The sequence below is a fragment of the Cellulomonas fimi genome, assembly GCF_028583725.1.
GTDB lineage: Bacteria > Actinomycetota > Actinomycetes > Actinomycetales > Cellulomonadaceae > Cellulomonas > Cellulomonas fimi_B.
This window is the reverse complement of record NZ_CP110680.1, coordinates 1,143,235-1,169,720: the sequence shown is the minus strand read 5'-3', so window position 1 is coordinate 1,169,720 and position 26,486 is coordinate 1,143,235. Positions and strand designations below refer to the sequence as shown.

19 protein-coding genes and 1 tRNA gene are annotated in these 26,486 nt (G+C 71.6%); 5 read left to right on the top strand and 15 right to left on the bottom strand.

Annotation, left to right across the window (positions count from 1 at the left end; genetic code table 11):
• Positions 1 to 20: 20 nt before the first annotated feature.
• The 10 genes from fusA to OOT42_RS05275 all read right to left on the bottom strand — a co-directional run bounded on the left by fusA (position 21) and on the right by OOT42_RS05275 (position 16,484).
• Positions 21 to 2,123: an elongation factor G gene (fusA, locus tag OOT42_RS05320; RefSeq protein WP_124342364.1), complete on the bottom strand. Its 2,103-nt coding sequence runs from the start codon at positions 2,121 to 2,123 to the stop codon at positions 21 to 23.
• A gap of 93 nt (positions 2,124 to 2,216) precedes the next feature.
• Positions 2,217 to 2,687, bottom strand: coding sequence for a 30S ribosomal protein S7 (gene rpsG, locus OOT42_RS05315; protein WP_013770161.1), 471 nt, complete (start codon positions 2,685 to 2,687; stop codon positions 2,217 to 2,219).
• A complete protein-coding gene (rpsL, locus tag OOT42_RS05310; protein WP_013770160.1) occupies positions 2,687 to 3,058 on the bottom strand; it encodes a 30S ribosomal protein S12 in 372 nt (123 codons plus the stop codon). The genes rpsG and rpsL overlap by 1 nt, the downstream gene beginning before the upstream one ends.
• A 461-nt stretch (positions 3,059 to 3,519) precedes the next feature.
• Entirely contained in the window at positions 3,520 to 7,386 is a 3,867-nt protein-coding gene (locus OOT42_RS05305; RefSeq protein WP_273653893.1) for a DNA-directed RNA polymerase subunit beta', read from the bottom strand.
• Between the two features lie 113 nt (positions 7,387 to 7,499).
• Positions 7,500 to 11,006: a DNA-directed RNA polymerase subunit beta gene (gene rpoB / locus OOT42_RS05300; protein WP_273653892.1), complete on the bottom strand. Its 3,507-nt coding sequence runs from the start codon at positions 11,004 to 11,006 to the stop codon at positions 7,500 to 7,502.
• Positions 11,007 to 11,465: 459 nt separating this feature from the next.
• Entirely contained in the window at positions 11,466 to 11,858 is a 393-nt protein-coding gene (gene rplL / locus OOT42_RS05295) for a 50S ribosomal protein L7/L12 (RefSeq protein WP_273653891.1), read from the bottom strand.
• A 99-nt stretch (positions 11,859 to 11,957) separates the two neighbouring features.
• On the bottom strand, positions 11,958 to 12,488 hold the full coding sequence (gene rplJ, locus OOT42_RS05290; RefSeq protein WP_124342753.1) for a 50S ribosomal protein L10: 531 nt from the start codon (positions 12,486 to 12,488) through the stop codon (positions 11,958 to 11,960).
• Between the two features lie 252 nt (positions 12,489 to 12,740).
• On the bottom strand, positions 12,741 to 15,350 hold the full coding sequence (locus tag OOT42_RS05285; RefSeq protein WP_273653890.1) for a CHAT domain-containing protein: 2,610 nt from the start codon (positions 15,348 to 15,350) through the stop codon (positions 12,741 to 12,743).
• Positions 15,351 to 15,357: 7 nt separating this feature from the next.
• Positions 15,358 to 15,861, bottom strand: coding sequence for a carboxypeptidase regulatory-like domain-containing protein (locus tag OOT42_RS05280; RefSeq protein ID WP_273653889.1), 504 nt, complete (start codon positions 15,859 to 15,861; stop codon positions 15,358 to 15,360).
• Positions 15,858 to 16,484, bottom strand: a complete 627-nt coding sequence (locus OOT42_RS05275) for an RNA polymerase sigma factor (protein ID WP_273653888.1) — start codon at positions 16,482 to 16,484, stop codon at positions 15,858 to 15,860. The genes OOT42_RS05280 and OOT42_RS05275 overlap by 4 nt, the downstream gene beginning before the upstream one ends.
• A gap of 360 nt (positions 16,485 to 16,844) precedes the next feature.
• Here OOT42_RS05275 and OOT42_RS05270 point away from each other — a divergent pair, with 360 nt between their 5' ends.
• Together OOT42_RS05270 and OOT42_RS05265 are read left to right on the top strand one after the other, a co-directional pair.
• On the top strand, positions 16,845 to 18,743 hold the full coding sequence (locus OOT42_RS05270) for a trypsin-like peptidase domain-containing protein (protein ID WP_273653887.1): 1,899 nt from the start codon (positions 16,845 to 16,847) through the stop codon (positions 18,741 to 18,743).
• 34 nt (positions 18,744 to 18,777) lie between these two features.
• On the top strand, positions 18,778 to 19,740 hold the full coding sequence (locus OOT42_RS05265) for a hypothetical protein (protein WP_273653886.1): 963 nt from the start codon (positions 18,778 to 18,780) through the stop codon (positions 19,738 to 19,740).
• Positions 19,741 to 19,931: 191 nt separating this feature from the next.
• Here the strand turns inward: OOT42_RS05265 and rplA are convergent, their stop codons facing one another.
• The 5 genes from rplA to OOT42_RS05240 all read right to left on the bottom strand — a co-directional run bounded on the left by rplA (position 19,932) and on the right by OOT42_RS05240 (position 22,668).
• Positions 19,932 to 20,651 carry a 50S ribosomal protein L1 gene (gene rplA, locus OOT42_RS05260; RefSeq protein WP_168678456.1) on the bottom strand — a complete coding sequence of 240 codons (720 nt, stop codon included), beginning with the start codon at positions 20,649 to 20,651 and terminating at the stop codon, positions 19,932 to 19,934.
• 131 nt (positions 20,652 to 20,782) lie between these two features.
• Positions 20,783 to 21,214: a 50S ribosomal protein L11 gene (rplK, locus tag OOT42_RS05255; protein WP_273653885.1), complete on the bottom strand. Its 432-nt coding sequence runs from the start codon at positions 21,212 to 21,214 to the stop codon at positions 20,783 to 20,785.
• Between the two features lie 91 nt (positions 21,215 to 21,305).
• A complete protein-coding gene (nusG, locus tag OOT42_RS05250) occupies positions 21,306 to 22,103 on the bottom strand; it encodes a transcription termination/antitermination protein NusG (protein ID WP_273653884.1) in 798 nt (265 codons plus the stop codon).
• A gap of 86 nt (positions 22,104 to 22,189) precedes the next feature.
• Entirely contained in the window at positions 22,190 to 22,471 is a 282-nt protein-coding gene (secE, locus tag OOT42_RS05245; protein WP_124344592.1) for a preprotein translocase subunit SecE, read from the bottom strand.
• A gap of 124 nt (positions 22,472 to 22,595) precedes the next feature.
• Positions 22,596 to 22,668, bottom strand: a tRNA-Trp gene (locus tag OOT42_RS05240).
• Between the two features lie 224 nt (positions 22,669 to 22,892).
• On the opposite strand from OOT42_RS05240, the gene OOT42_RS05235 reads away from it, so the two are divergent.
• The 3 genes from OOT42_RS05235 to OOT42_RS05225 all read left to right on the top strand — a co-directional run bounded on the left by OOT42_RS05235 (position 22,893) and on the right by OOT42_RS05225 (position 26,470).
• Positions 22,893 to 24,122 carry a pyridoxal phosphate-dependent aminotransferase gene (locus OOT42_RS05235; RefSeq protein WP_273654784.1) on the top strand — a complete coding sequence of 410 codons (1,230 nt, stop codon included), beginning with the start codon at positions 22,893 to 22,895 and terminating at the stop codon, positions 24,120 to 24,122.
• A 144-nt stretch (positions 24,123 to 24,266) separates the two neighbouring features.
• Positions 24,267 to 25,790: a sensor histidine kinase gene (locus OOT42_RS05230; RefSeq protein WP_273653883.1), complete on the top strand. Its 1,524-nt coding sequence runs from the start codon at positions 24,267 to 24,269 to the stop codon at positions 25,788 to 25,790.
• Positions 25,790 to 26,470, top strand: a complete 681-nt coding sequence (locus tag OOT42_RS05225) for a response regulator transcription factor (protein WP_273653882.1) — start codon at positions 25,790 to 25,792, stop codon at positions 26,468 to 26,470. Before OOT42_RS05230 ends, OOT42_RS05225 begins: the two co-directional genes overlap by 1 nt.
• Positions 26,471 to 26,486: the final 16 nt, after the last annotated feature.

Sequence of the window (26,486 nt, the reverse complement as noted above, 5' to 3'; positions counted from 1 at the left end):
ACAGGGTTCGACCTGTGGGACTACTCGCCCCGGGTCTTCTTGATGATCTCGTCGGCAACGTTCCGAGGAACCTCGGCGTAGCTGTCGAACTGCATCGAGTACACCGCGCGACCCTGGGTCTTCGACCGCAGGTCACCGACGTACCCGAACATCTCGGAGAGAGGAACCTGGGCGCGGATCACCTTCACGCCCGTCGCGTCCTCCATGGACTGGATCATGCCGCGGCGCGAGTTGATGTCGCCGATGACGTCACCCATGTAGTCCTCGGGGGTGCGGACCTCGACGGCCATGACCGGCTCCAGGAGGACCGGGTCGGCCTTGCGGACCGCTTCCTTGAGGATCATCGAGCCGGCGATCTTGAACGCCATCTCCGAGGAGTCGACGTCGTGCGACGCGCCGTCGAGCAGGATCGCCTTGACGCCCACGAGCGGGAAGCCCGCCAGGACGCCGAGCTGCATCGCGCTCTGGATACCGGCGTCGACCGACGGGATGTACTCGCGAGGGATGCGGCCACCGGTGACCTTGTTCTCGAACTCGTACAGCTCGCCCTCGGCGGGGTCCAGCGGCTCGAAGGTCATCTGGACCTTCGCGTACTGGCCCGAGCCACCGGTCTGCTTCTTGTGCGTGTAGTCGATCTTCTCGACCGAGCGACGGATCGTCTCGCGGTACGCGACCTGCGGCTTGCCGACGTTCGCCTCGACCTTGAACTCGCGACGCATGCGGTCGACGAGGATGTCGAGGTGGAGCTCGCCCATACCGCCGATGACGGTCTGGCCGGTCTCCTCGTCGAGCTTGACCCGGAAGGTCGGGTCCTCCTCGGCGAGCTTCTGGATGGCCGTGGAGAGCTTCTCCTGGTCACCCTTCGTCTTCGGCTCGATCGCCACGTCGATGACGGGCTCCGGGAAGGTCATCGACTCGAGGACCACGGGCGCCGACGGGTCCGTCAGGGTGTCACCGGTGGTGACGTCCTTGAGGCCGATGAACGCGTAGATGTGGCCCGCGGTCGCGTCCTCGACCGGGTTCTCCTTGTTGGAGTGCATCTGGAAGAGCTTCCCGATGCGCTCCTTCTTGCCCTTGGTCGAGTTGAGCACCTGGGCGCCCTGCGAGACCTTGCCCGAGTACACGCGGACGTAGGTCAGCTTGCCGAAGAACGGGTGCGCGGCGACCTTGAACGCGAGGGCCGAGAACGGCTCCGTCGCGTCCGGGTGACGCTCGATGACGATCTCGGCGTCCTTGGCGTCGTGGCCCTGGACGGCCGGCACGTCGAGCGGCGTCGGCAGGTAGTCGATGACGGCGTCGAGCATGGGCTGGACGCCCTTGTTCTTGAACGCCGAGCCGCAGAGGACCGGGTAGGCCTCCGAGGCGACCGTGAGCTTGCGGATGCCGGCCTTGATCTCGGCGACCGTCAGCTCCTCGCCACCGAGGAACTTCTCGAGCAGCTCGTCGTCGGTCTCGGCGACGGACTCGAGGAGCGCGGCGCGGTACTCCTCCGCCTTCTCCTGCAGGTCGGCCGGGATCTCCTCGATCTCGTACTTCTCGCCGAGGGCCGTCTCGCCGCGCCACACCAGGGCGCGCATCTCGACGAGGTCCACGACGCCGATGAAGTCGTTCTCGGAGCCGATGGGCAGCTGGATGACGAGCGGCTTCGCCTTGAGGCGGTTCACGATCGTGTCGACCGTGAAGTAGAAGTCCGCGCCGAGCTTGTCCATCTTGTTGACGAAGCAGATGCGCGGGACGTCGTACTTGTCCGCCTGGCGCCAGACCGTCTCCGACTGGGGCTCGACGCCCTCCTTGCCGTCGAACACGGCGACCGCACCGTCGAGGACGCGCAGCGAGCGCTCGACCTCGACCGTGAAGTCCACGTGGCCGGGCGTGTCGATGATGTTGATCTGGTTGTTCTTCCAGTAGCAGGTCGTCGCGGCGGACGTGATCGTGATGCCGCGCTCCTGCTCCTGCTCCATCCAGTCCATCGTCGACGCGCCGTCGTGCGTCTCACCGATCTTGTAGTTGACCCCGGTGTAGAACAGGATCCGCTCGGTGGTGGTGGTCTTGCCGGCATCGATGTGCGCCATGATGCCGATGTTGCGGACCTTCGTCAGGTCCGTGAGCACGTCCAGTGCCACGTGAGTTGCCCCTTGTCGGTTGGCTTGTGGTGGTGCCGCCGCCCCGCCCGCGCCTGCTGAGCAGCACGGACGGGGCGCGGCGACCGGCTGGGATTACCAGCGGTAGTGCGCGAAGGCCTTGTTCGACTCGGCCATCTTGTGCATGTCCTCGCGGCGCTTGACCGCGGCACCGAGGCCGTTCGAGGCGTCGAGGATCTCGTTCATGAGGCGCTCGGTCATCGTCTTCTCGCGACGGGCGCGCGAGTAGTCGGTGAGCCAGCGCAGGGCCAGGGTCGTCTGGCGCACGGGGCGCACCTCGACCGGGACCTGGTACGTGGCACCGCCGACGCGGCGCGAGCGGACCTCGAGCGAGGGGCGCACGTTGTCGAGCGCGCGCTTGAGCACGACGACCGGGTCGCCCTGCGTCTTCTCGCGCACGCCCTCGAGCGCGCCGTAGACGATCGACTCCGCGACGGACTTCTTGCCGTCGAGGAGGACCTTGTTGATCAGCTGCGTGACGACCGGCGACCCGTAGACCGGGTCGGAGATCAGCGGCCGCTTCGGGGCCGGACCCTTACGAGGCATCAGCCCACCTTCTTCGCGCCGTAGCGGCTACGCGCCTGCTTGCGGTTCTTGACGCCCTGCGTGTCGAGGGCACCACGGACGATCTTGTACCGGACACCCGGGAGGTCCTTCACACGGCCGCCGCGGACGAGCACGATCGAGTGCTCCTGCAGGTTGTGGCCGACGCCGGGGATGTACGCGGTGACCTCGACCTGGCTCGAGAGACGGACGCGGGCCACCTTGCGGAGGGCCGAGTTCGGCTTCTTCGGGGTCGTGGTGTAGACGCGGGTGCACACACCGCGCCGCTGGGGGGAGCCCTTGAGGGCGGGCGTCTTCGACTTGTTCGTCTTCGCCTGCCGGCCCTTGCGGACCAGCTGCTGGATCGTAGGCACTACGTCTCCGTCTGTTGGATGAGCTCTGGTCGACCGGACCCGTCACCCTGGACGGCCGGCAGGTGGGGGGTCGTCGCCCGTCGCGCGACTACTTCCCGGGGTCTTGAGTCCCGCACCGACCCCCGCGCCCGGGCGTGTCGCCCCGGCCTTCCGCGGCGCTTCCCGTCCGGTGTTCCGTGACGGAGGTGACGCGGTGGAGGGGAACCACCCGGTGCTCCTGGCCCGCTCCCCCGCGTCAGCGAGGGCACGTCCGGGTGCACGCATGAGGGCCCGACGGCGCGGGCACGGTGTCCTACGTTACCTGGGCCCCCACGGGAGCGTCAAAGAGACGGCGCTCACCGTCACGCTACCCGTGGAAGCGGCGCCGCGCGCGTCGCGCTCTCCCCCGCACCCGGCGGCCCGGACGCCCGAGGGGGCCCGCCGCGGACGGCGGACCCCCTCGGGTCGGAGAGGTGCTGACCTCAGCGGAAGTCGCCGAAGTCGATGTCCTCGAGCGGGATCGCCTCGCCCGAGCCGAGGCCCAGGGCGGGGAAGTCGATCTCGTCGTAGCCGAAGGTCGGGTACAGCTCGGCCTTCGCCTCCTCGGTCGGCTCCACCGTGATGTTCCGGTAGCGGGGCAGGCCCGTGCCGGCGGGGATGAGCTTGCCGAGGATGACGTTCTCCTTGAGGCCCAGGAGCGGGTCGGACCGACCCGACATCGCGGCCTCGGTGAGGACGCGCGTCGTCTCCTGGAAGGAGGCCGCCGACAGCCACGAGTCCGTCGCGAGCGACGCCTTCGTGATGCCCATGAGCTCGGGACGACCCGACGCCGGCTGGCCACCCTCGGACACGGCCTTGCGGTTCGCGTCCTCGAACCGGCCGCGCTCGGCGAGCTCGCCGGGCAGCAGGTCCGTGGTGCCGGAGTCGAGGACCGTCACGCGCCGCAGCATCTGCCGCACGATGACCTCGATGTGCTTGTCGTGGATGTCCACGCCCTGCGAGCGGTAGACCTCCTGCACCTCGTCGACCAGGTGCTTCTGCGTGGCACGCGGGCCGAGGATGCGCAGCACCTTCTTCGGGTCGACCGCACCCTGGACCAGCTGGGTGCCGACCGCGACGTGGTCGCCGTCGTTCACCAGCAGGCGCGAGCGCTTCGTGATCGGGTAGGCGATCTCCTCCGAGCCGTCGTCCGGCGTGAGGACGATGCGCCGCGAGCGGTCACCCTCCTCGATCGCGATGCGGCCCGAGAACTCCGCGATGGGCGCCTCACCCTTGGGGGTGCGGGCCTCGAAGAGCTCCTGGACACGCGGCAGACCCTGCGTGATGTCGTCCGCCGAGGCCACACCACCGGTGTGGAACGTGCGCATCGTCAGCTGGGTGCCGGGCTCACCGATCGACTGGGCCGCGATGATGCCGACGGCCTCGCCGATGTCGACGAGCTTGCCGGTGGCCAGCGAGCGGCCGTAGCACTTGGCGCACGTGCCGACGCGGGACTCGCACGTGAGCACCGACCGGATCTTGAGCGTGTCGACACCCGACTCGAGCAGGCGGTCCAGCAGCACGTCGCCGACGTCGTCACCGGCGTGGCCGATGAGCTCGCCGTCGACCTCGATGTCCGTCGCCAGCGTGCGCGAGTAGACGGAGGTCTCGACCTTGTCGTGACGACGCAGCCCTTCGGTGCCCGGGACGCCGATCGGCATCGTCAGGCCACGCTCGGTGCCGCAGTCCTCCTCGCGGACGATGACGTCCTGCGAGACGTCCACCAGACGACGCGTCAGGTAGCCCGAGTCGGCGGTCCGCAGAGCGGTGTCCGCCAGACCCTTGCGGGCGCCGTGCGTCGCGATGAAGTACTCGAGGACGGACAGGCCCTCGCGGTAGTTCGCCTTGATCGGGCGCGGGATGATCTCGCCCTTCGGGTTGGCGACCAGACCACGCATACCGGCGATCTGCCGGACCTGCATCCAGTTGCCGCGCGCGCCCGAACCGACCATGCGGTACACCGTGTTGCGGGCAGGGAAGTTCTCCTGCATCGCCTTGGCGACCTTGTCCGTGGCCTGGGTCCAGATCTCGATGAGCTCCTGACGGCGCTCGTCGTCGGTGATCAGACCCTTGTCGTACTGGCCCTGGACCTTGGCGGCCCGCGCCTCGTGCTCCTCGAGGATGTCCTTCTTCGCGGCCGGGGTCGCGACGTCGGAGATCGAGATCGTCACGCCGGAGCGCGTCGCCCAGCGGAAGCCGGCCTCCTTGAGCGCGTCGAGGGACGCCGCGACGGCGACCTTCGGGTAGCGCTCGGCGAGGTCGTTGACGATCGCCGAGAGGCGCTTCTTGTCGACCACACCGTTCTCGTACGGGTAGTCGACCGGCAGCAGCTCGTTGAAGAGCGCACGGCCGAGCGTCGTCTCGAACAGCAGCGTGTCGCCCTCGGACCAGCCCTCGGGGGCGTCCTCCTCCGACAGCACCAGGTCGTCGAACCGGATCTTCACGACCGCGTTGAGGTCGAGCGTCCCCTGGTCGAAGGCCATGATCGCCTCGGACACCGAGCTGAACGCCCGGCCGGCACCCTCCGCGTCCTCCTTGTCGGAGGTCAGGTGGAAGAGGCCGATGATCATGTCCTGCGAGGGCATGGTCACGGGGCGGCCGTCGGACGGCTTCAGGATGTTGTTGCTCGAGAGCATGAGGATGCGGGCCTCGGCCTGCGCCTCCGCGCTCAGGGGCAGGTGGACGGCCATCTGGTCACCGTCGAAGTCCGCGTTGAACGCGGCGCAGACGAGCGGGTGCAGGTGGATCGCCTTGCCCTCGACGAGCTGCGGCTCGAACGCCTGGATGCCCAGACGGTGCAGCGTGGGCGCACGGTTCAGCAGCACCGGGTGCTCGGTGATGACCTCCTCGAGCACGTCCCACACGACCGGGCGGGCGCGCTCGACCATGCGCTTGGCCGACTTGATGTTCTGCGCGTGGTTGAGGTCCACGAGCCGCTTCATGACGAACGGCTTGAAGAGCTCGAGCGCCATCTGCTTCGGCAGGCCGCACTGGTGCAGCTTGAGCTGCGGGCCGACGACGATGACCGAACGGCCCGAGTAGTCGACGCGCTTGCCGAGCAGGTTCTGGCGGAACCGGCCCTGCTTGCCCTTGAGCATGTCGGAGATCGACTTCAGCGGACGGTTGCCGGGGCCCGTCACCGGGCGACCACGACGGCCGTTGTCGAACAGCGAGTCCACGGCCTCCTGGAGCATCCGCTTCTCGTTGTTGACGATGATCTCCGGCGCGCCCAGGTCCAGGAGCCGCTTGAGGCGGTTGTTCCGGTTGATGACGCGGCGGTACAGGTCGTTCAGGTCCGACGTGGCGAAGCGGCCACCGTCGAGCTGGACCATCGGGCGCAGGTCCGGCGGGATGACCGGCACCGCGTCGAGGACCATGCCCGTCGGCGAGTTGTTCGTCGTGAGGAACGCGTTGACGACCTTCAGACGCTTGAGGGCACGCGTCTTGCGCTGGCCCTTGCCCGTCTTGATGATCTCGCGCAGGTTGTCGGACTCCGCCTCCAGGTCGAACGCCTCGAGACGCTTCTGGATCGCCGCGGCGCCCATCGAGCCCTCGAAGTAGTTGCCGTAGCGGTCCTGCAGCTGGCGGTAGAGCAGCTCGTCGCCCTCGAGGTCCGCGACCTTGAGGTTCTTGAACCGGTCCCACACGTTCTCGAGGCGCTCGAGGTCCGCGTCCGCGCGCTTGCGGATCTGGGCCATCTCGCGCTCGGCCGAGTCGCGGACCTTGCGGCGCGCGTCGGCCTTGCCGCCCTCGGCCTCGAGCTCGGCGAGGTCCTGCTCGAGCTTGAGCGCGCGGGCGTTGATGTCGTTGTCGCGGCGGTCCGCGATCTCCTTCTTCTCCAGGTCGATCTCGTTCTGGAGGTTGGGGAGGTCCTCGTGACGGCCCTCCTCGTCGACCCACGTGATCATGTAGGCCGCGAAGTAGATGACCTTCTCGAGGTCCTTGGGCGCCAGGTCGAGCAGGTAGCCCAGACGCGACGGCACACCCTTGAAGAACCAGATGTGCGTCACCGGGGCGGCGAGCTCGATGTGGCCCATGCGCTCACGGCGCACCTTGGAGCGCGTGACCTCGACACCGCAGCGCTCGCAGATGATGCCCTTGAAGCGGACGCGCTTGTACTTGCCGCAGTAGCACTCCCAGTCCCGGGTGGGACCGAAGATCTTCTCGCAGAACAGGCCATCCTTCTCCGGCTTCAGGGTCCGGTAGTTGATGGTCTCGGGCTTCTTCACCTCGCCGTGCGACCACGCACGGATGTCGTCGGCCGTGGCCAGGCCGATACGCAGCTCGTCGAAGACGTTGACGTCGAGCAAGGGGTCCTACTTCCTTCGCTTGCCGGGTCCTTCAGGAGGCCCGGCGGACGGAATGGTGCAAGGGGGTGCGGGCGCTGTCGCGGGCGGCAGGGCCGCCCGCGACAGGCTCGGCGTCAGATCTCTTCGATGCTGCTGGCGTTGGGGCGACGCGACAGGTCGATGCCGAGCTCCTCCGCGGCGCGGTAGACCTCGTCGTCGTTCTCCTTCATGTCGATCGACACGCCGTCGGACGACAGCACCTCGACGTTCAGGCAGAGCGACTGCATCTCCTTGAGGAGGACCTTGAAGGACTCCGGGATGCCCGAGTCGGGGATGTTCTCGCCCTTGACGATCGCCTCGTACACCTTGACGCGGCCGGGCACGTCGTCGGACTTGATGGTGAGGAGCTCCTGCAGCGTGTAGGCGGCGCCGTACGCCTCCAGTGCCCACACCTCCATCTCGCCGAACCGCTGACCGCCGAACTGCGCCTTACCACCCAGCGGCTGCTGCGTGATCATCGAGTACGGGCCGGTCGAGCGGGCGTGGATCTTGTCGTCGACCAGGTGGTGCAGCTTGAGGATGTACATGTAGCCGACCGCGACCGGGTCCGGGAACGGCTCGCCGGAGCGGCCGTCGAACAGGCGCGCCTTGCCGTCCTGCTGGACGGTGCGGACACCGTCCCGGTTCGGCAGCGTCGAGCCGAGCAGACCGGTCAGGGTCTCCTCCGGGACGCCGTCGAAGACGGGCGTCGCGACCGGGTTGCCGGCCGGCGACGACGCGGCGACCGCGGGGACGTGCTCCTTCCAGGAGACGTCGCCCTCGGCGAGCTCGATGTCCCAGCCCTGCTTCGCGACCCACCCGAGGTGCGTCTCGAGGACCTGCCCGACGTTCATACGACCGGGGACGCCCAGCGGGTTCAGCACGACGTCGACCGGCGTGCCGTCCGCGAGGAACGGCATGTCCTCGACAGGGAGGATCTTCGAGATGACGCCCTTGTTGCCGTGACGGCCGGCGAGCTTGTCGCCGTCCGTGATCTTGCGGCGCTGCGCGATGTACACGCGGACCAGCTCGTTCACGCCGGCGGGCAGCTCGTCGCCGTCCTCCCGGCTGAACGTGCGCACCTCGATGACCGTGCCCGACTCGCCGTGGGGCACCTTGAGCGACGTGTCGCGGACCTCGCGCGCCTTCTCGCCGAAGATCGCGCGGAGCAGGCGCTCCTCGGGGGTCAGCTCGGTCTCGCCCTTGGGGGTCACCTTGCCGACGAGGATGTCGCCCGCCGCGACCTCGGCGCCGATGCGGATGATGCCGCGCTCGTCGAGGTCGGCCAGGACCTCCTCGGAGACGTTCGGGATGTCCCGCGTGATCTCCTCGGGGCCGAGCTTGGTGTCACGCGCGTCGACCTCGTGCTCCTCGATGTGGATCGAGGACAGGACGTCGTCCTGCACGAGGCGCTGCGACAGGATGATCGCGTCCTCGTAGTTGTGACCCTCCCACGACATGAACGCGACGAGCAGGTTGCGGCCGAGCGCGAGCTCGCCCTCGTCCGTCGCCGGGCCGTCGGCGAGCACCGAGCCGACCTCGACGCGCGCGCCCTGGTCGACCAGCACGCGCTGGTTGTACGACGTGCCCTGGTTCGAGCGGCGGAACTTCGCCACGCGGTAGGTCGACGTGGTCGCGTCGTCGTTGGCGACGACGATGAGGTCCGCCGACACCTCCGTGACGACACCCGGCTTCGTCGCGACGATGACGTCGCCGGCGTCGACAGCCGCACGACGCTCCATGCCGGTGCCGACGAGCGGCGCCTCGGAGCGGACGAGCGGCACGGCCTGGCGCTGCATGTTCGCGCCCATGAGCGCGCGGTTGGCGTCGTCGTGCTCGAGGAACGGGATGAGGGCCGTCGCGACCGACACCATCTGGCGCGGGGAGACGTCCATGTAGTCGACCGTCACACCGGTCACGTACTCGATCTCGCCACCCTTGACGCGGACCAGGACGCGGTCCTCCTCGAAGGTGCCGTCGGCGAGCAGCGGCGCGTTGGCCTGCGCGATGACGTGACGGTCCTCGTCGTCGGCGGTGAGGTAGTGCACCTCGTCCGTGACGCGGCCGTCGACGACCTTGCGGTACGGCGTCTCGACGAAGCCGAACGGGTTGATCCGCCCGAACGACGCGAGCGAGCCGATGAGACCGATGTTCGGACCCTCAGGGGTCTCGATCGGGCACATGCGGCCGTAGTGCGACGGGTGGACGTCACGGACCTCCATGCCGGCGCGGTCGCGCGACAGACCGCCCGGGCCGAGGGCCGACAGACGACGCTTGTGCGTCAGGCCCGCGAGCGGGTTGTTCTGGTCCATGAACTGCGACAGCTGGCTCGTCCCGAAGAACTCCTTGATGGAGGCGACGACGGGACGGATGTTGATGAGCGTCTGCGGCGTGATCGCCTCGACGTCCTGCGTCGTCATGCGCTCGCGCACGACGCGCTCCATCCGGGACAGGCCCGTGCGGACCTGGTTCTGGATGAGCTCGCCGACCGCGCGGATGCGACGGTTGCCGAAGTGGTCGATGTCGTCCGTCTCGACGCGGACCTCGATCGCCTCGCCGGCCCGCGTGCCGGGCAGCGTCTGCAGGTCGATGTGCAGCGACGCGAGGTACTTGATCGTCGCGACGACGTCCGCGAGCGACAGGACCGAGTCCGCGAGCGGCGCGTCCTGGCCGAGCTTCTTGTTCAGCTTGTAGCGGCCGACCTTGGCGAGGTCGTAGCGCTTCGGGTTGAAGTAGAAGTTCTCGATGAGCGCGCGGCCGGCCTCGACGGTCGGCGGCTCGCCCGGGCGGATCTTGCGGTAGAGGTCGAGCAGCGCCTCGTCCTGCGTCTGGACGTGGTCCTTCTCGAGCGTCTCGATGACGGCCGGGTACGCGGCGAACTCCTCGCGGATCTCCGCCTCGGACATGCCGAGCGCCTTGAGCAGGACGGTCGCGTTCTGCTTGCGCTTGCGGTCGACGCGCACGCCGACGTTGTCGCGCTTGTCGATCTCGAACTCGAGCCACGCACCGCGGCTCGGGATGACCTTGGCCGTGAGGATGTCCTTGTCGGACGTCTTGTCGGCCATGCGCTCGAAGTACACGCCCGGCGAGCGGACGAGCTGCGAGACGACGACGCGCTCGGTGCCGTTGATGATGAAGGTGCCGCGCTCCGTCATGAGCGGGAAGTCGCCCATGAAGACCGTCTGGCTCTTGATCTCGCCCGTCGTGTAGTTGACGAACTCGGCGGTGACGAACAGCGGCGCCGCGTACGTGAAGTCCTTCTCCTTGCACTCCTCGGCCGTGTACTTCGGCGGCTCGAAGCGGTGCTCGCGGAACGAGAGGGACATGGAGCCGCCGAAGTCCTCGATCGGCGAGATCTCCTCGAAGATCTCCTCGAGACCCGCGGTCTCGGGGACGTCCTGACGACCGTTCTCCAGCGCGGCGGCCACGCGGGCCTGCCAGCGCTCGTTGCCGAGCAGCCAGTCGAAGCTCTCGGTCTGCAGGCCGAGCAGGTCGGGGACCTCGAGCGGCTCGTGGATCTTGGCGAAGGAGATGCGACGGGATGCGGTGCGGTTCGCGATGGCGTCAGCGGTCGGTGCAGAAGGGGTGCGCGAGGCAGCCAAGAGGGGTCCTTCCCTGCGGATCGTGTGCACGCTGCGCAGGTCAGGCGGGGCGCGATCCCCCGGCCGTGCGAGCCACGGCACGTCGCGCACGTACGACGTCCAGGGCTCGGGTTATACGGGATCGCGGGCACAGGCCAGCGCAAAGCGCTAGCATACTCAACCGGCATGGGAAAGTCCACCCGGCGTCGGCCGGGTCCCGCGTCGTCGTCGACGCCGTCCCGGCTTCTCGCTCACGCGGGCGACTCGCCCGCGTCGACGACCACGCTGTCGTCGCGGCACATGGTGGCACACGTCACCCTGACCGCGAAAGCGGAGCAGGTCGCAGCGCCTTCCGGACCATGCCCCGCACCGCGCCACGCACCGCCCCTCGCACACGACGGAGGCCGCACCCCTCGCGGGATGCGGCCTCCGTGCGGAGCGCCTCCGGCACGCGGTCCGCGGGACCGGGCCGGAGTCAGATCACTTGAGGGTGACCGTGGCGCCGGCGCCCTCGAGCTGCGCCTTGGCCTTCTCGGCGGCCTCCTTGTTGACACCCTCCAGGACGGCCTTGGGGGCCTCGTCCACCAGGTCCTTGGCCTCCTTGAGGCCGAGCGACGTGAGGGCGCGCACCTCCTTGATGACCTGGATCTTCTTGTCGCCGGCCGCCTCGAGGACGACGTCGAACGAGTCCTTCTCCTCCTCGGCCTCGGCCTCGGCGCCCGCGCCACCGGCGGCGGGGGCCGCGGCGACGGCGACGGGAGCGGCGGCGGTGACCTCGAAGACCTCCTCGAAGGCCTTCACGAACTCGGAGAGCTCGATGAGGGTGAGGCCCTTGAACTGCTCGATGAGCTCCTCGGTGCTGAGCTTCGCCATGATGGCGTTCCTTTCGTCTGGTGCCCGGTCAGCCGGTGCGGCTGCCGAAGCAGATGTGGGGGTGTGCGCGACGCGTGGCCGCCCGGAGGACCCGGACGGTCAGGCGGCAGCGCCTTCCGACTCCTGCTTCTGGCGCAGGGCATCGATGACACGAGCGGCCTGGGCGGTGTTCGCGGTGAAGACGTAGGCAGCCTGGTAGAGCTTGGCCTTCATCGCACCGGCCGCCTTGGCCAGGAGCACCTCGCGGGACTCGAGGTCCGCGAGCTTGGTGACCTCCGCGGCGGTCAGGGCGCGTCCGTCGAGGACACCGCCCTTGATGACCAGCGCGGGGTTCGCCTTGGCGAAGTCACGCAGACCCTTCGCGGCCTCGACCGGGTCGCCGGTGACGAAGGCGATCGCCGACGGGCCCTTGAGCGCGTCGTCGAGGCCAGTCAGACCGGCTTCCTTGGCCGCGATCGCGGTCAGCGTGTTCTTCACCACGGCGTAGGTTGCGTTACCGCCGAGCGCCTTGCGCAGCCGCTTGAGCTGCGCGACGGTGAGCCCGCGGTACTCGGTCAGCACGGCCGCGTTCGACTCACGGAACCGGTCCGTGAGCTCTGCGACAGCGGCTGCCTTGTCCGGCCTCGCCATGGCAATCCTTCCGATGGTGGTGCCACCGGTCTGCGCCCCGAACAACGAAAGAGCCCCGCGCAGGCGCGGGGCTCGGCGTCAGGACGCGGCGGGGCCGGTCCGTCGGGGAACTCTCACCTGCGCTGGCCTCCGCTGCTGCGGGACTTCGGTCGAGGTCGCAGAGCGCGACGCCGACGACCGGCGGTCTTGGGCGCGTCAAGAGTACGGCACGCCGGGCGCGCCACCCAAATCGCGTCCGTCACACCCCGTGCGTCACACCGGGGCGCCGAAGCACATGAGCGGTGCGACGGTCCCCGTGCGCTCGGCGTCCTCCGCCATCGCGGTCGCCACCGCGCGCGCCACCGGGTGCCCCTCGCGCAGCAGCACGTGCGTGCGGGTCATCACGCGCCTCGCCGTCTCGTCCGGCAGCGGCGCGATCGCCGCGACGACGCAGCCGACGCCCCGCCGCAGCAGGACGCTCGCCATGCCCAGCGCCTCGCCGCCCGCCCGCACCGACGCCCGCCCGACCTCGCAGCTCGACAGGATCACCACGTCCGGGGTCTGCGACCCGGCGTCGAGCTCGTGCGCGAACAGCGGGCCGTCGGCCAGCCGCACCGACGAGAACAACGGGTTGTCGGGCTCGTGCCGACCGTGTGCGGCCAGGTGCACGACCCCCGGTGAGCCCAGCAGCGCGATCATGCGCGCGACCGTCGCGTCGGCACCGACCACGGCCTCCCCGTCCGGCCACAGCGCCGCGACCTCGCGCACCTCGTCGTCGGCGTGCCGCAGCCCCGGACCGGCCGCGGCCGCGACCCGGCCCGAGAGCGCGCCGACCGTCCCGGCGTAGCGGACCCAGTGGTGCACCGACGGCGCGACGACCGTCGGCCGGCCCGCCCGAGCGGCGAGCATCGACCATGGCAGCGCGGCCAGCCAACCCGTCGCGACCACGACGAGCTCGTCCGGGGCGCCCAGCAGCGGGGCGAGGCGTGCCTCGATCGCCTGCATGCCGCGCCGCAGCGCGCGCTGCGCGACCGCCCGCAGCTCGGTCGGGACCAGCGGGTTCGCGGTGACCTCGAGATCGGCGTGCACGCGCTGCACCAGCTCCGACAGGCTCGCGGCCGGCCCCAGCCGGTGCAGCTCCGTCCGGTGCGCCGTCACGGCGACCGCGAGCAGCTCACCCCGGTGCACGCCGATGTCCACGAGCGCCGAGTGCGGGCGGTCCGCGAGGAGCCGGCGCGCCTCCGACGCCCGGCCGGGGCGCTCGTCGCCCGCCTGCCCCCGTTCGTGCCACGACCGGGCCAGGATCTCGTGCTTGAGCCGCTGCGCCTCCCGGAACGCGCGCGACCGCTGCGGGTCGGCGCTGGCCCGGCCGATGACGCCGCGGCTGTCGTCGATGAGCCGGCGCAGCTGCGAGAGCAGCGCCGCCGAGTCCGGGTCGCTCGGCGGGTTGACCCGCGGCGTCCCGCCGATCACCGCGCGGATCCGCTCGGCGGCGTCGAGCAGCGCCGACGCGCGACCCGTCGAGAGCGCGAGCTCGACGTCGAGCGACGCGAGCGCCCGCCCGTGCACCGCGCCCGCCGTGCGCAGGTCGAGCGACCCGAACCGCGACCGGTGCAGCGCCAGGTCGCGCTGGCCCGCGTGCACGAACCTCGCCGCGCGCGCCCGGTCGCCCGCCGCCTGCGCGAGCTTCGCGCGGATCCAGCGGCCGTGCAGCCGGACCGCGACCGGGTCGCTCCCCCGCACCGTGCCGAGCTGCTCGAGCAGCGCGTCCGGGTCGTCGAGCGCCCCGCGCGCCAGGTCCGCCTCGATCCGGACGTAGGCCGCGCCGACCTCCCACGCCGTGCGGCCCGTCGCCCGGCACATCGCCTCCAGGCGGCCCGCGCGGCGCGACAGCCCCGCCCACAGCGCCCGCGTCCCCGCGTCGGCGGGCGCCTGCGCGTACGCGACCGCGTCCACCTGCAGCCCCAGCAGCGCGGCCCGCACGACCCACGCGTCCTCGCGGCGCCGCCGGAACCGGCGCTCGGCCGACGCGGCGAACCGGCGGGCCGCCGCGACGTCGCCGCGCAGCAGCGCGCACTCCGCCCGCCCCAGCTCGCACTCCGCGACGTCCCGCACGCGCCGGTGCTGCTCGAACGCCTCGGCCGCCTCGGCGAGCGTCTGGTCCGCGACGCCGACCAGGCCCGCCTCCAGCAGGACGCGGGCCCGGTCGAGCAGGGCCGTCGGACGCGGCGGGCCCGGCAGGATCCGGGCCGCGGCCTCCATGCGCGCGAGCGCGTCCGGCAGGTTCCCGGCGACGAAGTCCAGGTAGCCGAGGTTGTGCTCGGCCTTGAACGTCAGCAGCTCGAAGCCCGCCCGGCGCGACCGGCGCGCGCACTCCGCGTAGTCCGCCCGCGACAGCGCGACATGGTGCATGTCCGAGTGCAGGACACCGCGGTTCAGCAGCACGCGGCACGCGTCGATCGGGTCGGCGTCGTCGATGGACGCGACGGCCTCGTCCAGCCAGTGCAGCGCCTCGTGCTGACGCCCCGCCCGCAGCGCGAGCAGCCCGCGCAGCCCCGCGACCGCGGGCACCAGGCCCGCCCAGCCGCGCGACGGGTCCTTCTCGTGCTCGACCAGCATCGCGTCCAGCTCGTCCAGCGCCGGACCCGGGGCACCCCGCGTCTCGAAGTCCGCCTTCGCGAGCTCGACGAGCGCCCGGGCGCGCAGCCGCACGACGTCCGGCGCACCCGGCAGCGCCTCCAGGTCCCGCAGGAGCGGTCGGAGGCGGCGCCGGGCGCGGGTCGGACGACCCTCGGCGTTCTCGGTCTCGGCGCGCACCAGCGCCTCGGCGAGGACGCCGACGGTGAGCGGCCCGGCGGCCGCCGGGCCGCCCGGGTCCGACATCTGTGCCCTAGAGCTCGATCTGCGGGGTCACGATGGGTACCTGCGGCTCCTCCGGGCGTCGCAGGACGAGGCGCGCGGGGCCCCGTTCGACGTCCGAGAACGAGAAGCGGCCGTCCGTGTCCGACGTCACCGTCGTCACGTCGCCCGACTGGTGCAGCTCGACCGACAGCTCGCTCGCCGGCGCCGCCCAGCCGTCCACCCGCACGCGGTCCGCCTCCGGGTGCACGGAGATCATCACCGTGAGCACGTCCGTCGTGAACGTGATGGTGCCGGCCTCGATGCTCGCCTCGTCCGCGCGGACCGCGAGCGCGGGCTCGCCGACGAGGTGGAGCTCCGCGAGCTCCGCGTGCAGCGCCTCGATCGTCAGCGCCATGCCGATGCGGTCCACCAGCCCCGCAGGGACCGGGTCCGAGGCGCCGACCAGCGACGCGAGCTGCTGCAGGATCTCGACGTCGGCCACGTCCAGCGAACCCGCGGCGACCAGGGCGAGGGTGCTCTCGTCGGTGCTCATGACATGCTCCAGGCGGGGTCGTTGGAGAGGGCGAGGCGGAGCTTCGCGAGACAGCGGCCACGCGTGGGGCCGATGCTCCCGACCGGCATCCCGAGCGCCCGGGAGACGACCGTGTAGTCCGGCCGGTCGACCAGCGCGACCAGCCCCAGGAGCCGGCGGCAGCGGTCCGGCAGCGTGCCGACGTGCTCCCACAGCACCCGGTCGCGCTCCGACCGCACCGCCACGGTGTCCGGCCGGTCCTCCGCCGGAGCCGACAGCCAGTCGGTGACGTGCTCGTCCTGCTCGTGCCGCACGAGGTCCTCCCGGGTGCGCCGCACCGCACGCCACGCCGCCCGCTTCGCGGTGACGAGCATCCACTGCAGCGTCGCCCGCGGGTCGCGGATCGACTCGATGTCACGCACGAGGGTCAGCCAGACGTTCTGCACGATGTCCTGCGCCTGCTCCGAAGCCACGCCCTGGGCGCGGACCGTGTGCCACAGCAGGGGCGTCATCACGTGCACGAGCGCCGCGAGCGGCGCCCTGTCACCGTCGCGGTACGCGACCACGGCCCGGGCGGCCTGGTCGGCCAGCCCTTCCCCCTCGCGGAGCGCGGCGTCCACCGGCTCCACCAGGTCGTCACTCATCATGGACCCCTCACAGGCTGGCCTCGTCGGGCGGCCGCGCCCCTGACACAGTAGGGCGGCCCGGACAACCCCGACAAGGACGACACGGACGGGTGACCGGCTCCGCCGCGGGCCCGGTGCGCTCCGGTCCCGCGCGCCTGCGAGCGCCCGCTCCCCCGTGCCGGGGTCGACCGTCAGGAGCGGGGCTGCCGCCGCCAGATACACCTGCTCCAAGATTTCTTCGCCGGACGTGTATCTGGGCAGGCCGCGGGCGCTCCTCGCCAGCACCCGCCCGACCTCCCTCCGTCCGGCCCGCCCCCCGCGGTGACGGCACGGACCGGGCCGGGACCGTGGACTTCGAGAACCGAGGAGACGCACGACATGACCGAGCAGGACAGCGCGCCCGAGCCCCTCAGCCGGGAGCAGATCCGCCCGACGAAGCGCAGCCACGAGGACTCGCTCATCGCCCGCCCGGGCGTGGTCGGCGTCGACATCGGCGAGAAGTGGTCCGACGGACAGCCCACCGGGCGGCAGGCCATCGTCGTCCACGTCACCCGCAAGCTCGACGCGGCCGACCTCGACGACGCGCAGCGCATCCCCGCCACCATCGACGGCATCCCCACCGACGTCGTCGAGCACCGCGTCGTCCTCCACCACGAGGCACCCGCCGTCGAGGACGTCACCACGCTCATGCGCGGCCGCGTCCGCCCGCTCGCCGGTGGCATCAGCATCGGTCCGGTCGACCCCGTGACCATCCAGAGCGCGACGTCCGCCGAGCTGCGGTCCGTCAACGGCACGCTCGGCGTCGTCGTCGTCGAGCGGCACACCGGCCGCGCGCTGGCCCTGACCAACTGGCACGTCGCCGCCGGCGACGGGCTCGAGGACGTCGGCAGCCGCTGGGTGCAGCCGTCGCTCGCCGACGGCGCCTCGCGCCACGACCAGTTCGGCGCGCTCGTGCGCGGCACCCTCACCGACCGGATCGACGCGGCCGTCGTCGCGATCGCCCCCGGGGCGGCCTGGCTGCCCGGCATCGTCGGCATCGGGCCCGTGACCGGCTCCGCGGCCGCCGTCGAGGGGTCCGAGGTCCGCAAGCACGGCCGCACGACGGGCCTGCGCACCGGACGCGTCGTCTCGACCGACTTCACCACGTCCGTCGACTTCGGCCCGGGCATCGGATGGCGCACGCTGCGCGACCAGATCCGCATCGAGCCTGCCGAGGGGCAGACGTCGTTCTCCGCGGGCGGCGACTCCGGGTCCGCCGTCGTCGACGAGGACGGCAAGGTCGTCGGGCTCCTGTGGGCCGGCGAGCACGACGGGTCCTACTCCGTCGCCAACCCCGTCGACGCGGTCCTGTCGACGCTCGGCGTGGACGTCGCGACGCCTGCCTCGGTCCGTGCCGCTCGCGCCCGGCAGGCCGCGCTCGCGCGGCGCGCCGCACAGCTGCGGGCCGCGCAGCAGCAGTCGTCCGGCGGGCTCTTCCCGCCGGTGTCCGCCGCCTACCGGCGTCCGCGCCGGCGCCGCGCCGTCGGCCCGCAGAACCCGGGCGGCCCCGCCGCGGGCACGCCGGGCTCACCCACGGGCCGGCCGGGCGCGGAGCCTGCCGCGGCGACCGGCACCCCGGCGGGTCCGGCGCGCGGCGAGCAGGGGGCCGGATCAGCGGCCGGGGTGCGGGAGCACCGCCTCGGTGCGGCGGCCCAGCCGTTCACCGAGCCGTTCACGGAGCCCTTCACCGAGCCCTTCACGGAGCCGTTCACCGAGGCGCTCACGGCGAACCCGTTCACCGAGCCCTTCACCGAACCGTTCACGGAGCCCTTCACCGAGCCCTTCACCGAGGCGCTCGGGGCCAACCCGTTCACCGAGCCCTTCACCGAACCGTTCACCGAGCCGTTCACCGAGCCGTTCACGGAACCCTTCACCGAGGCGCTCGGAGCCAACCCGTTCACGGAGCCCTTCACCGAGGCGCTCGGGGCCAACCCGTTCACCGAGCCCTTCACCGAACCGTTCACCGAGCCGTTCACGGAACCGTTCACGGAGCCCTTCACGGAGCCGTTCACCGAGCCGTTCACCGAGGCGCTCGGGGCCAACCCGTTCACGGAACCGTTCACGGAGCCCTTCACCGAGCCGTTCACCGAGGCGCTCGCGCAGGCCTACGCGCGGCTCCACGGACCGCAGAACGCCGCGATCGCGCTCGCCCGCGTCCGCGCCGCGGCCGCCCGCCGGCAGCGTGAGGCGTTCTGGGCCGGCTACGTCACCGCGATCGTCCGCGGCCGCGCCCGCTGACGACCCCACCGAGACCACGAGGAGACCGCCCGACATGAGCGTCCTGGCAGAAGGAGTCGACCGTCAGCCGACGGCACGCGTCATCGCGCTCCGGCCGTCCGCGGGCCGGCACGCCGCCGTCGGGCGGTCTCCCGAGGTCGTCGGTCTCGGACCCGACGTCGACGAGCCGGTCCACCCGGGCGCGACCGGCCGGCACGCCGACGTCCCCGTCCCGACGCAGGCGCCCGGCACCGGAGCCCGGTCGCTCGTCCGCGAGCTCGAGGACCTGGCCGAGCAGATGCACGCGCACGGCGCGCTGCCGTCGCTGCGCGTCGACCTGCGCGAGCTGCTCGCCGCGTGGGCGGCGGCGCTCGTCCGGCTGCACCGCACCCCGCTGACCCCGACGACACCCGTCGCCGAGCTGCCGTGGGTGCTCACCGAGCCCCTGCCCGACTGGCTCGACGCCCTGCCGGGCGACACGGGCCTGGTGTGGGCCGTCCGCGCGCACCCGGGCATCCGGCGCGCCGTGGACGAGACAAGGCGGTCCTGGCTCACGGTCCAGTGGGTGCACGGCGACCCGACCGGCGACGAGGTCGTCGTCACGCGCACCCGCGGCAGCGTCCGCGCTGTGCTCGTCGGCGCCGAGCGGGACACCCCGGACGGTCCGCTCCCGCCCGCGCGGAACGGTCGCAGCGGTTGCGGCGACCCCCGGTGGGACGTCGCGACCGCGCTCGACTGGCTCGCCCTCGCGCTCGGTCCGGCGCTCGACCCGGCGTGGCACCTCGACCCGGTCGCGACGTTCGCGCACCAGTACCGCGAGCTCGGCGGCGACGCGCTGCCGAGCCGTGCGACGGCGGTCGCCCGGACGCTCGCCTCGGCGGTCGAGTGGACGGCCCAGCTCACGCTCGACCGCGAGCCGACCGACGACGAGCGCGCGTGGCTGTCGGGCCTGTGGTCGCGGCCGCTGGAGCTCGTCGGGCGCACCCGCACCGCACCGGCCGCCACCCGCCGGTCCTGACCCGGCTCGCGCCGGCGCACCGATCGGAGTCCTCGGAGCCCGGCCGGGCACGTGCCGAGACGACGCACGCGTGGTAGCTCAGCGCGAGCACGGGGCGGGCGAGACGCGGGGCGGCAGCAGGGAACGAGAACGGCGAAGGCCCGATCCGCAGGGGGGACCGGGCCTTCGCCGTTCGTGCGTGGGGGCGAGCCTCAGGCGGCGTCGTCCTCGACCGTCAGGTTCCGGGTCTTGTTCTGGTCGAGCAGGATCCCGGGGCCGTTCGTCGTCGAGATGGTCGCCTTGGTGATGTAGCGGCCCTTCGACGCGGACGGCTTGAGACGCAGGATCTCCTCCAGCGCCGCGGCGTAGTTCTCCACCAGGTTGACGTCGGAGAACGACGTCTTGCCGATGATGAAGTGCAGGTTCGCGTGACGGTCCACGCGGAACTCGATCTTGCCGCCCTTGATGTCGGACACGGCCTTGGCCACGTCCATCGTCACGGTGCCGGTCTTCGGGTTCGGCATGAGACCACGGGGGCCCAGGACCTTGCCCAGACGGCCGACCTTGCCCATGAGGTCCGGGGTCGCCACGGCCGAGTCGAAGTCGGTGTAGCCGGCGGCCACCTTCTCGATCAGCTCGTCGCCACCGACCTCGTCGGCGCCCGCGGCGCGGGCCTGCTCGGCGCGCTCACCGGTCGCGAAGACGAGCACGCGGGCCGTCTTGCCGGTGCCGTGCGGCAGGTTCACGGTGCCACGGACCATCTGGTCCGCCTTGCGGGGGTCGACACCGAGGCGGAAGACCACCTCGACGGTCGCGTCGTACTTGGTCGTCGACGTCGCCTGCGCCAGCCGGACGGCCTCGAGCGGGCTGTAGACCTTGCCCGCCTCGATCTTCTCGGCGGCGTTGCGGTACGCCTTGCTGTGCTTCGCCATCTGCTTCTCTCTTCTCAGCAGTCGTGGTCCGTCGGGCCGCACAGGCCCTGCCACTGCACTTCGTCCTCGACATGAGGTCTCACGTCGAGGTGGTGCCCGCCGACGTCACCCGCCGGCGGGCGGTGAGGGCGTCAGCCCTCGACGCGGATGCCCATCGAGCGGGCCGTGCCGGCGATGATCTTCTCGGCGGCCTCGAGGTCGTTCGCGTTGAGGTCCTCGAGCTTGGTGCTCGCGATCTCGCGGACCTGGGCCGACGTGAGGGTCGCGACCTTCACGGTGTGCGGCGTCGGGGAGCCCTTGGCGACCCCGGCGGCCTTCTTGATGAGCTCGGCGGCCGGCGGCGTCTTCGTGATGAAGGTGAACGAGCGGTCCTCGTACACCGTGATCTCGACGGGGATGACGTTGCCGCGCTGCGACTCGGTCGCCGCGTTGTAGGCCTTGCAGAACTCCATGATGTTCACGCCGTGCTGACCGAGCGCGGGGCCGATCGGCGGGGCGGGCGTGGCCGCACCGGCGTTGATCTGGAGCTTGATGAGGCCGGTGACCTTCTTCTTGGGGGGCATGAAGCCGTCCCTCTCTGGTTCGTGGGCCGACGCCGTGGGCGATGACCCGGTTGCAGTGCCGCCCCACGGTGGCGGGGCGGCAGCGTCAGCGTCAGATCTTGGCGACCTGGCTGAACGACAGCTCGACCGGGGTCTCCCGGCCGAAGATCGAGACGAGCACCTTGAGCTTCTGGTTCTCGGCGTTGATCTCGGAGATCGTCGCCGGCAGCGTGTCGAACGGGCCGTCCGTGACGGTGACCGACTCGCCGACCGTGAAGTCGACCTGGATCTGCGAGGTGCTCTTGGTGGCCGCGGCCGCCGTGGCGGGCGCCTTCGGCGTCAGCGACGGCGAGAGCATCGAGAAGACCTCGTCGAGCGTCAGCGGCACCGGCTGGTGGGTGTGGCCCACGAACGACGTGACGCCCGGGGTGTGCCGGACGGCGCCCCACGACTCGTCGGTCATCTCCATGCGGACGAGGACGTAGCCGGGGATCCGGACGCGCTTGACGACCTTGCGCTGCGCGTTCTTGATCTCGACGACCTCCTCCATGGGGACCTCCACCTGGTAGATGAAGTCCTCCATGTTGAGGCTCTGCGTGCGGTTCTCGAGGTTCGCCTTCACGCGGTTCTCGTAGCCCGCGTACGAGTGGATGACGTACCAGTCGCCCGGCTGGCTGCGCAGCTGCGCCTTGAAGGCGGCGACGGGGTCCTCGTCGGGGTCGGGCTCGGCGTCCTCGGCCGACTCCTCGACCTCGGCGGCCTCGTCCTCGACCTCGGCGACCTCGTCGGTCGACGCGTCGTCGGCCGGAGCGAGCTCGTCGCCCGCGGCGCCCTCGACCGCCTCGACCGACGCCAGGGCGTCCTCGAGCTCCGTCTCGGCGCCGGTGGGCTCCTGCGACTCCTGCGACACGTGCGAACCTGCTTTCTCCCGCGTGGGGTGCGTGCGGGTGGCGAGTGTCCTCGCCACCGTGGGGCGGCCGGCGTGGCCGCGGGCGCTCAGCCCCCGAACACCCAGAACGTCAGCCGGCCGATGCCGAGGTCGACGACCGTCACGAACGCCATCACGACCGCCACGAACACGAGGACGACCGTCGTGTACGTGATGAGGTCGGAGCGCGTCGGTCGGACGACCTTCTTGAGCTCGGCGACCACCTGGCGCCAGAAGAGCGCGATGCGGGCGAACAGCCCGCGCTTCTTCTCGCCCTTGACGGACTTGGGCTCGCGGGCGGTCGCCGGGCCCCCGGCGTCGGACGCCGCGGCCGGTGCGGTTTCGCTCACGTCTGGCCCCTGTGTCTCGTGGTGGCCACCGGGACCGTGCGGCCCGGCGGTGGGACGGCTGACGCGACGCGCCGGACCGTCCGGCGATCCTGCTCGCGCCCGGCCGGGAGCCGGTACGCGTGCGCAGGGCAGACAGGACTCGAACCTGCAACCTGCGGTTTTGGAGACCGCTGCGCTACCAATTGCGCCACTGCCCTACGGCGGCCAGGCCAGCTCCATCACGTCCACACCCTCATGTCTAGACACGCGAGGGCGCGGCTCATCATGGCGAAGGTCAACCGCCGGGGGTCCACTGTACGCGACGCGACCGGATGGGTCGAACCACGTCCGCGGGCGGCCCTCGCAGCCCGGTCGGCGGGCGTCCGCGCGCGGCGCGCCACGGGTCGAAAGGCCGGGCAGGCGTCGCGTGACCTCTGCCACTATGGGGGCCGTGAGCGAGCAGACCACTCCCCGCGCCCGCGTGTCCGCCCGGGTCGCCGCCATCGCCGAGTCCGCGACCCTCGCGGTCGACGCCAAGGCCAAGGCGCTCAAGGCCGCCGGTCGGCCCGTCGTCGGGTTCGGCGCGGGCGAGCCCGACTTCCCGACGCCGGCCTACATCGTCGACGCCGCCGTCGCCGCCGCGCAGGACCCCGCGAACCACCGGTACACACCCGCCGCGGGGCTGCCCGCGCTGCGTGAGGCGATCGCCGCGAAGACGCTGCGCGACTCCGGCTACGAGGTCAGCCCGGCCGAGGTCCTCGTCACGAACGGTGGGAAGCAGGCGGTCTACCAGTCGTTCGCCGCGCTGCTCGACCCGGGCGACGAGGTGCTCCTGCCCGCGCCGTACTGGACCACCTACCCCGAGGCGATCCGGCTCGCGGGCGGCGTCCCCGTCGAGGTCTTCGCCGGCGTCGACCAGGGGTACCTGGTCACCGTCGAGCAGCTCGAGGCCGCGCGGACGCCGCGCACCAAGGTCCTGCTCTTCAACTCGCCGTCCAACCCGACCGGCGCCGTCTACTCCCCCGAGCAGACCGCCGAGATCGGCCGCTGGGCGCTCGAGCACGGCGTCTGGGTCGTCACCGACGAGATCTACGAGCACCTCACGTACGACCACGCGGTGTTCACGCCGATCGTGCGCGTCGTGCCCGAGCTCGCGGACACCTGCGTCGTGCTCAACGGCGTCGCCAAGACCTACGCGATGACCGGCTGGCGGGTGGGCTGGATGATCGGCCCGCGCGACGTCATCGCCGCCGCGACGAACCTCCAGTCACACCTGACGTCGAACGTCGCGAACGTCTCGCAGCGCGCCGCGATCACGGCGCTCACGGGCGACCTCGCCGCGGTCGAGGAGATGCGCACCGCGTTCGACCGCCGCCGTCGCACGATCGTCGAGATGCTCGGCGCGATCGACGGCGTCGAGGTGCCCGCGCCGCAGGGCGCGTTCTACGCCTACCCGTCGGTCGAGGGCCTGCTCGGGTGCACGATCCGTGGTGTCACCCCGCGCACGTCGGCCGAGCTCGCGAGCCTCATCCTCGACGAGGTCGAGGTCGCGGTCGTGCCCGGCGAGGCGTTCGGGCCGAGCGGGTTCCTGCGCCTGTCGTACGCGCTTGCGGACGCCGACCTCGTCGAGGGCGTGTCGCGCATCCAGCGGCTGCTGGGCGAGGCGGAGTGACCCCGGCCCCTCCGCGGGGCTGACGGCACCGGTCCCTCCGGGTCGCGGGCGGCCGTCTGCGACCGTTCCTCCTCGTCACACGTGCTCGTGACGCGGCTGGTCCGGTGCTGCACCGCGAGCGGACGCCGGTCCATACTGTCCGCCATGCGTCCGGACGAGCCACGCACCGCGCGCGGGAGCGCTCCCGCGGCGCCGCTCACCGCCGCGCACCTCACCGTCCGGGTCCGGATCCTCACCGCCGTCATCGTGCTGTCGGCGCTGACGGTCCTCGTCGCCGGGGCGACCGCCTTCTGGCTGCAGTCGCGCGAGACCGACGCCCGCATCGACAACTCCCTCGCCCGGGCGCTGACCGCGCTCCGCGGCGTCCAGGAAGAGCCCGACCCGGCCACCGGGCAGCGGTTCGACTCGGTGAGCCGGGTGCTCAAGGTCGCCGTCCGCAACCGCGTGCCCGGCAAGAACGAGGGCGTCATCACGCTCCTGTCCGGGCGGCTGAGCTGGACGGCCGCGCGCGAGACGCACGCGATCCAGCTCGACGCCGACGAGGAGCTCATCGACCACCTCAGCCGGCTCTCGCTCTCCACGAGCACGCCGACCGTCCAGACGGTGCGCACGAGTGTCACCGAGTACCGGCTCATGGCCGCGCCGGTGCGCGTCGACCACGACCCGGCGCTCGGGCTGTTCGTCGTCGCGTTCGACCGCAGCGCGGAGATGCGCACGCTGCAGACGACGTTCCTCACGTACTCGGCGGTCGGCATCGTCGCGCTGCTCGGCATCTCGGTCGTCGCGTGGTTCGTCGTCGGGCGGCTGCTGCACCCGCTGCGGCTCCTGCGCGATACCGCGCGACGCGTGACCGAGTCCGACCTGTCGGAGCGCATCAACGTCAGCAGCAATGACGACCTCGGCGACCTCGCGCACACGGTGAACGCGATGCTCGACCGCCTGGAGCGCGCGTTCGGGTCACAGCGCGAGCTGCTGGACGACGTCGGGCACGAGCTGCGCACGCCGCTCACGATCGTGCGCGGGCACCTCGAGCTGCTCGACCCCGACGACCCGGAGGACGTGCGCGCGACCCAGTCCCTCGCGCTCGACGAGCTCGACCGCATGCACCGCCTCGTCGACGACCTCATGATCCTGGCCACGGCCGAGCGGCCCGACTTCGTGCGGCTCGCCCCGACCGACGTCGGTCGCCTCACCGACGACGTGCACGAGAAGGCCCGGGGGCTCGGCGACCGGCGCTGGGTCGTGACGTCGCGCGCCGACGTCACCGTGAGCCTCGACGAGCAGCGCATCACGCAGGCGTGGCTGCAGCTCCTCGCGAACGCGTACCGCTTCTCCCCGCCGGGCTCGACGGTCTGGATCGGCTCCGAGGTCGTCGGCGACCGCCTCGTGCTCTGGGTCCGTGACGAGGGACCGGGCGTGCCCGCGTCGGAGGAGCGGCGGATCTTCGAGCGGTTCCACCGCGGCCAGGCGGACCGGTCGCCGAACGGTGCGGGTCTCGGCCTGCCCATCGTGGCCGCGATCGCCCAGGCGCACCACGGCACGGTGGGCGTCGAGCGGCCGCCCGGTCCGGGGAGCCGCGGCGCCGTGTTCGTGCTCGACGTCCCCGCGGTCGACCTGGTCGACGGCGACACCACGACATCCGTCCCCGACCTCGCGGAGCAGCACTGATGACCCACATCCTCATCGCGGAGGACGAGGAGCGGATCGCCGCCTTCGTCGCCAAGGGCCTGCGCACCGCGGGGTACGAGGCCACGGCCGTCACGACGGGGGACGACGCCCTCGGCCGGGTCCGTGCGGGTGGCGTCGACCTCGTGATCCTCGACCTGGGCCTGCCCGACCTCGACGGCTTCCAGGTGCTGCGCCGGCTGCGCGAGGCCGGGCACTCGCTCCCCGTCATCGTGCTCACGGCGCGGTCGTCGGTGACCGACACGGTCACGGGCCTGGAGTCCGGGGCCGACGACTACATGGCGAAGCCGTTCCGGTTCGAGGAGCTGCTGGCCCGGGTGCGGCTGCGCCTGCGCCAGCAGCCGCAGCCCTCGGGCGACGTCACGGTGCTCACGCACGGGCCGCTGCAGCTCGACCTGCGCACCCGCCGGATCCGCGTGCGGGACCAGGAGGTCGAGCTGTCCGCACGCGAGTTCGCGCTCGCCGAGACGTTCCTGCGCAACCCCGGCGACGTGCTGACCCGCGAGCGCCTGCTGTCGGACGTGTGGGGTTACGACTTCGACCCGGGCTCGAACGTCGTCGACGTGTACGTGCGGTACCTGCGGCGCAAGGTCGGGGCGGAGCACTTCGACACGGTGCGCGGCGTCGGGTACCGGCTCGTCGACGCGACCGCGGCGGTCTGACGCGGGCCCACCCGGG

Coding starts and splice junctions, on each gene's coding strand:
- rpsG (WP_013770161.1), bottom strand. CDS start 2,687: ATGCCTCGTAAGGGTCCGGCCCCGAAGCGGCCGCTGATCTCCGACCCG.
- rplL (WP_273653891.1), bottom strand. CDS start 11,858: ATGGCGAAGCTCAGCACCGAGGAGCTCATCGAGCAGTTCAAGGGCCTC.
- rplJ (WP_124342753.1), bottom strand. CDS start 12,488: ATGGCGAGGCCGGACAAGGCAGCCGCTGTCGCAGAGCTCACGGACCGG.
- OOT42_RS05285 (WP_273653890.1), bottom strand. CDS start 15,350: ATGTCGGACCCGGGCGGCCCGGCGGCCGCCGGGCCGCTCACCGTCGGC.
- OOT42_RS05280 (WP_273653889.1), bottom strand. CDS start 15,861: ATGAGCACCGACGAGAGCACCCTCGCCCTGGTCGCCGCGGGTTCGCTG.
- OOT42_RS05275 (WP_273653888.1), bottom strand. CDS start 16,484: ATGAGTGACGACCTGGTGGAGCCGGTGGACGCCGCGCTCCGCGAGGGG.
- OOT42_RS05270 (WP_273653887.1), top strand. CDS start 16,845: ATGACCGAGCAGGACAGCGCGCCCGAGCCCCTCAGCCGGGAGCAGATC.
- OOT42_RS05265 (WP_273653886.1), top strand. CDS start 18,778: ATGAGCGTCCTGGCAGAAGGAGTCGACCGTCAGCCGACGGCACGCGTC.
- rplA (WP_168678456.1), bottom strand. CDS start 20,651: ATGGCGAAGCACAGCAAGGCGTACCGCAACGCCGCCGAGAAGATCGAG.
- rplK (WP_273653885.1), bottom strand. CDS start 21,214: ATGCCCCCCAAGAAGAAGGTCACCGGCCTCATCAAGCTCCAGATCAAC.
- OOT42_RS05235 (WP_273654784.1), top strand. CDS start 22,893: ATGGGGGCCGTGAGCGAGCAGACCACTCCCCGCGCCCGCGTGTCCGCC.
- OOT42_RS05230 (WP_273653883.1), top strand. CDS start 24,267: ATGCGTCCGGACGAGCCACGCACCGCGCGCGGGAGCGCTCCCGCGGCG.
- OOT42_RS05225 (WP_273653882.1), top strand. CDS start 25,790: ATGACCCACATCCTCATCGCGGAGGACGAGGAGCGGATCGCCGCCTTC.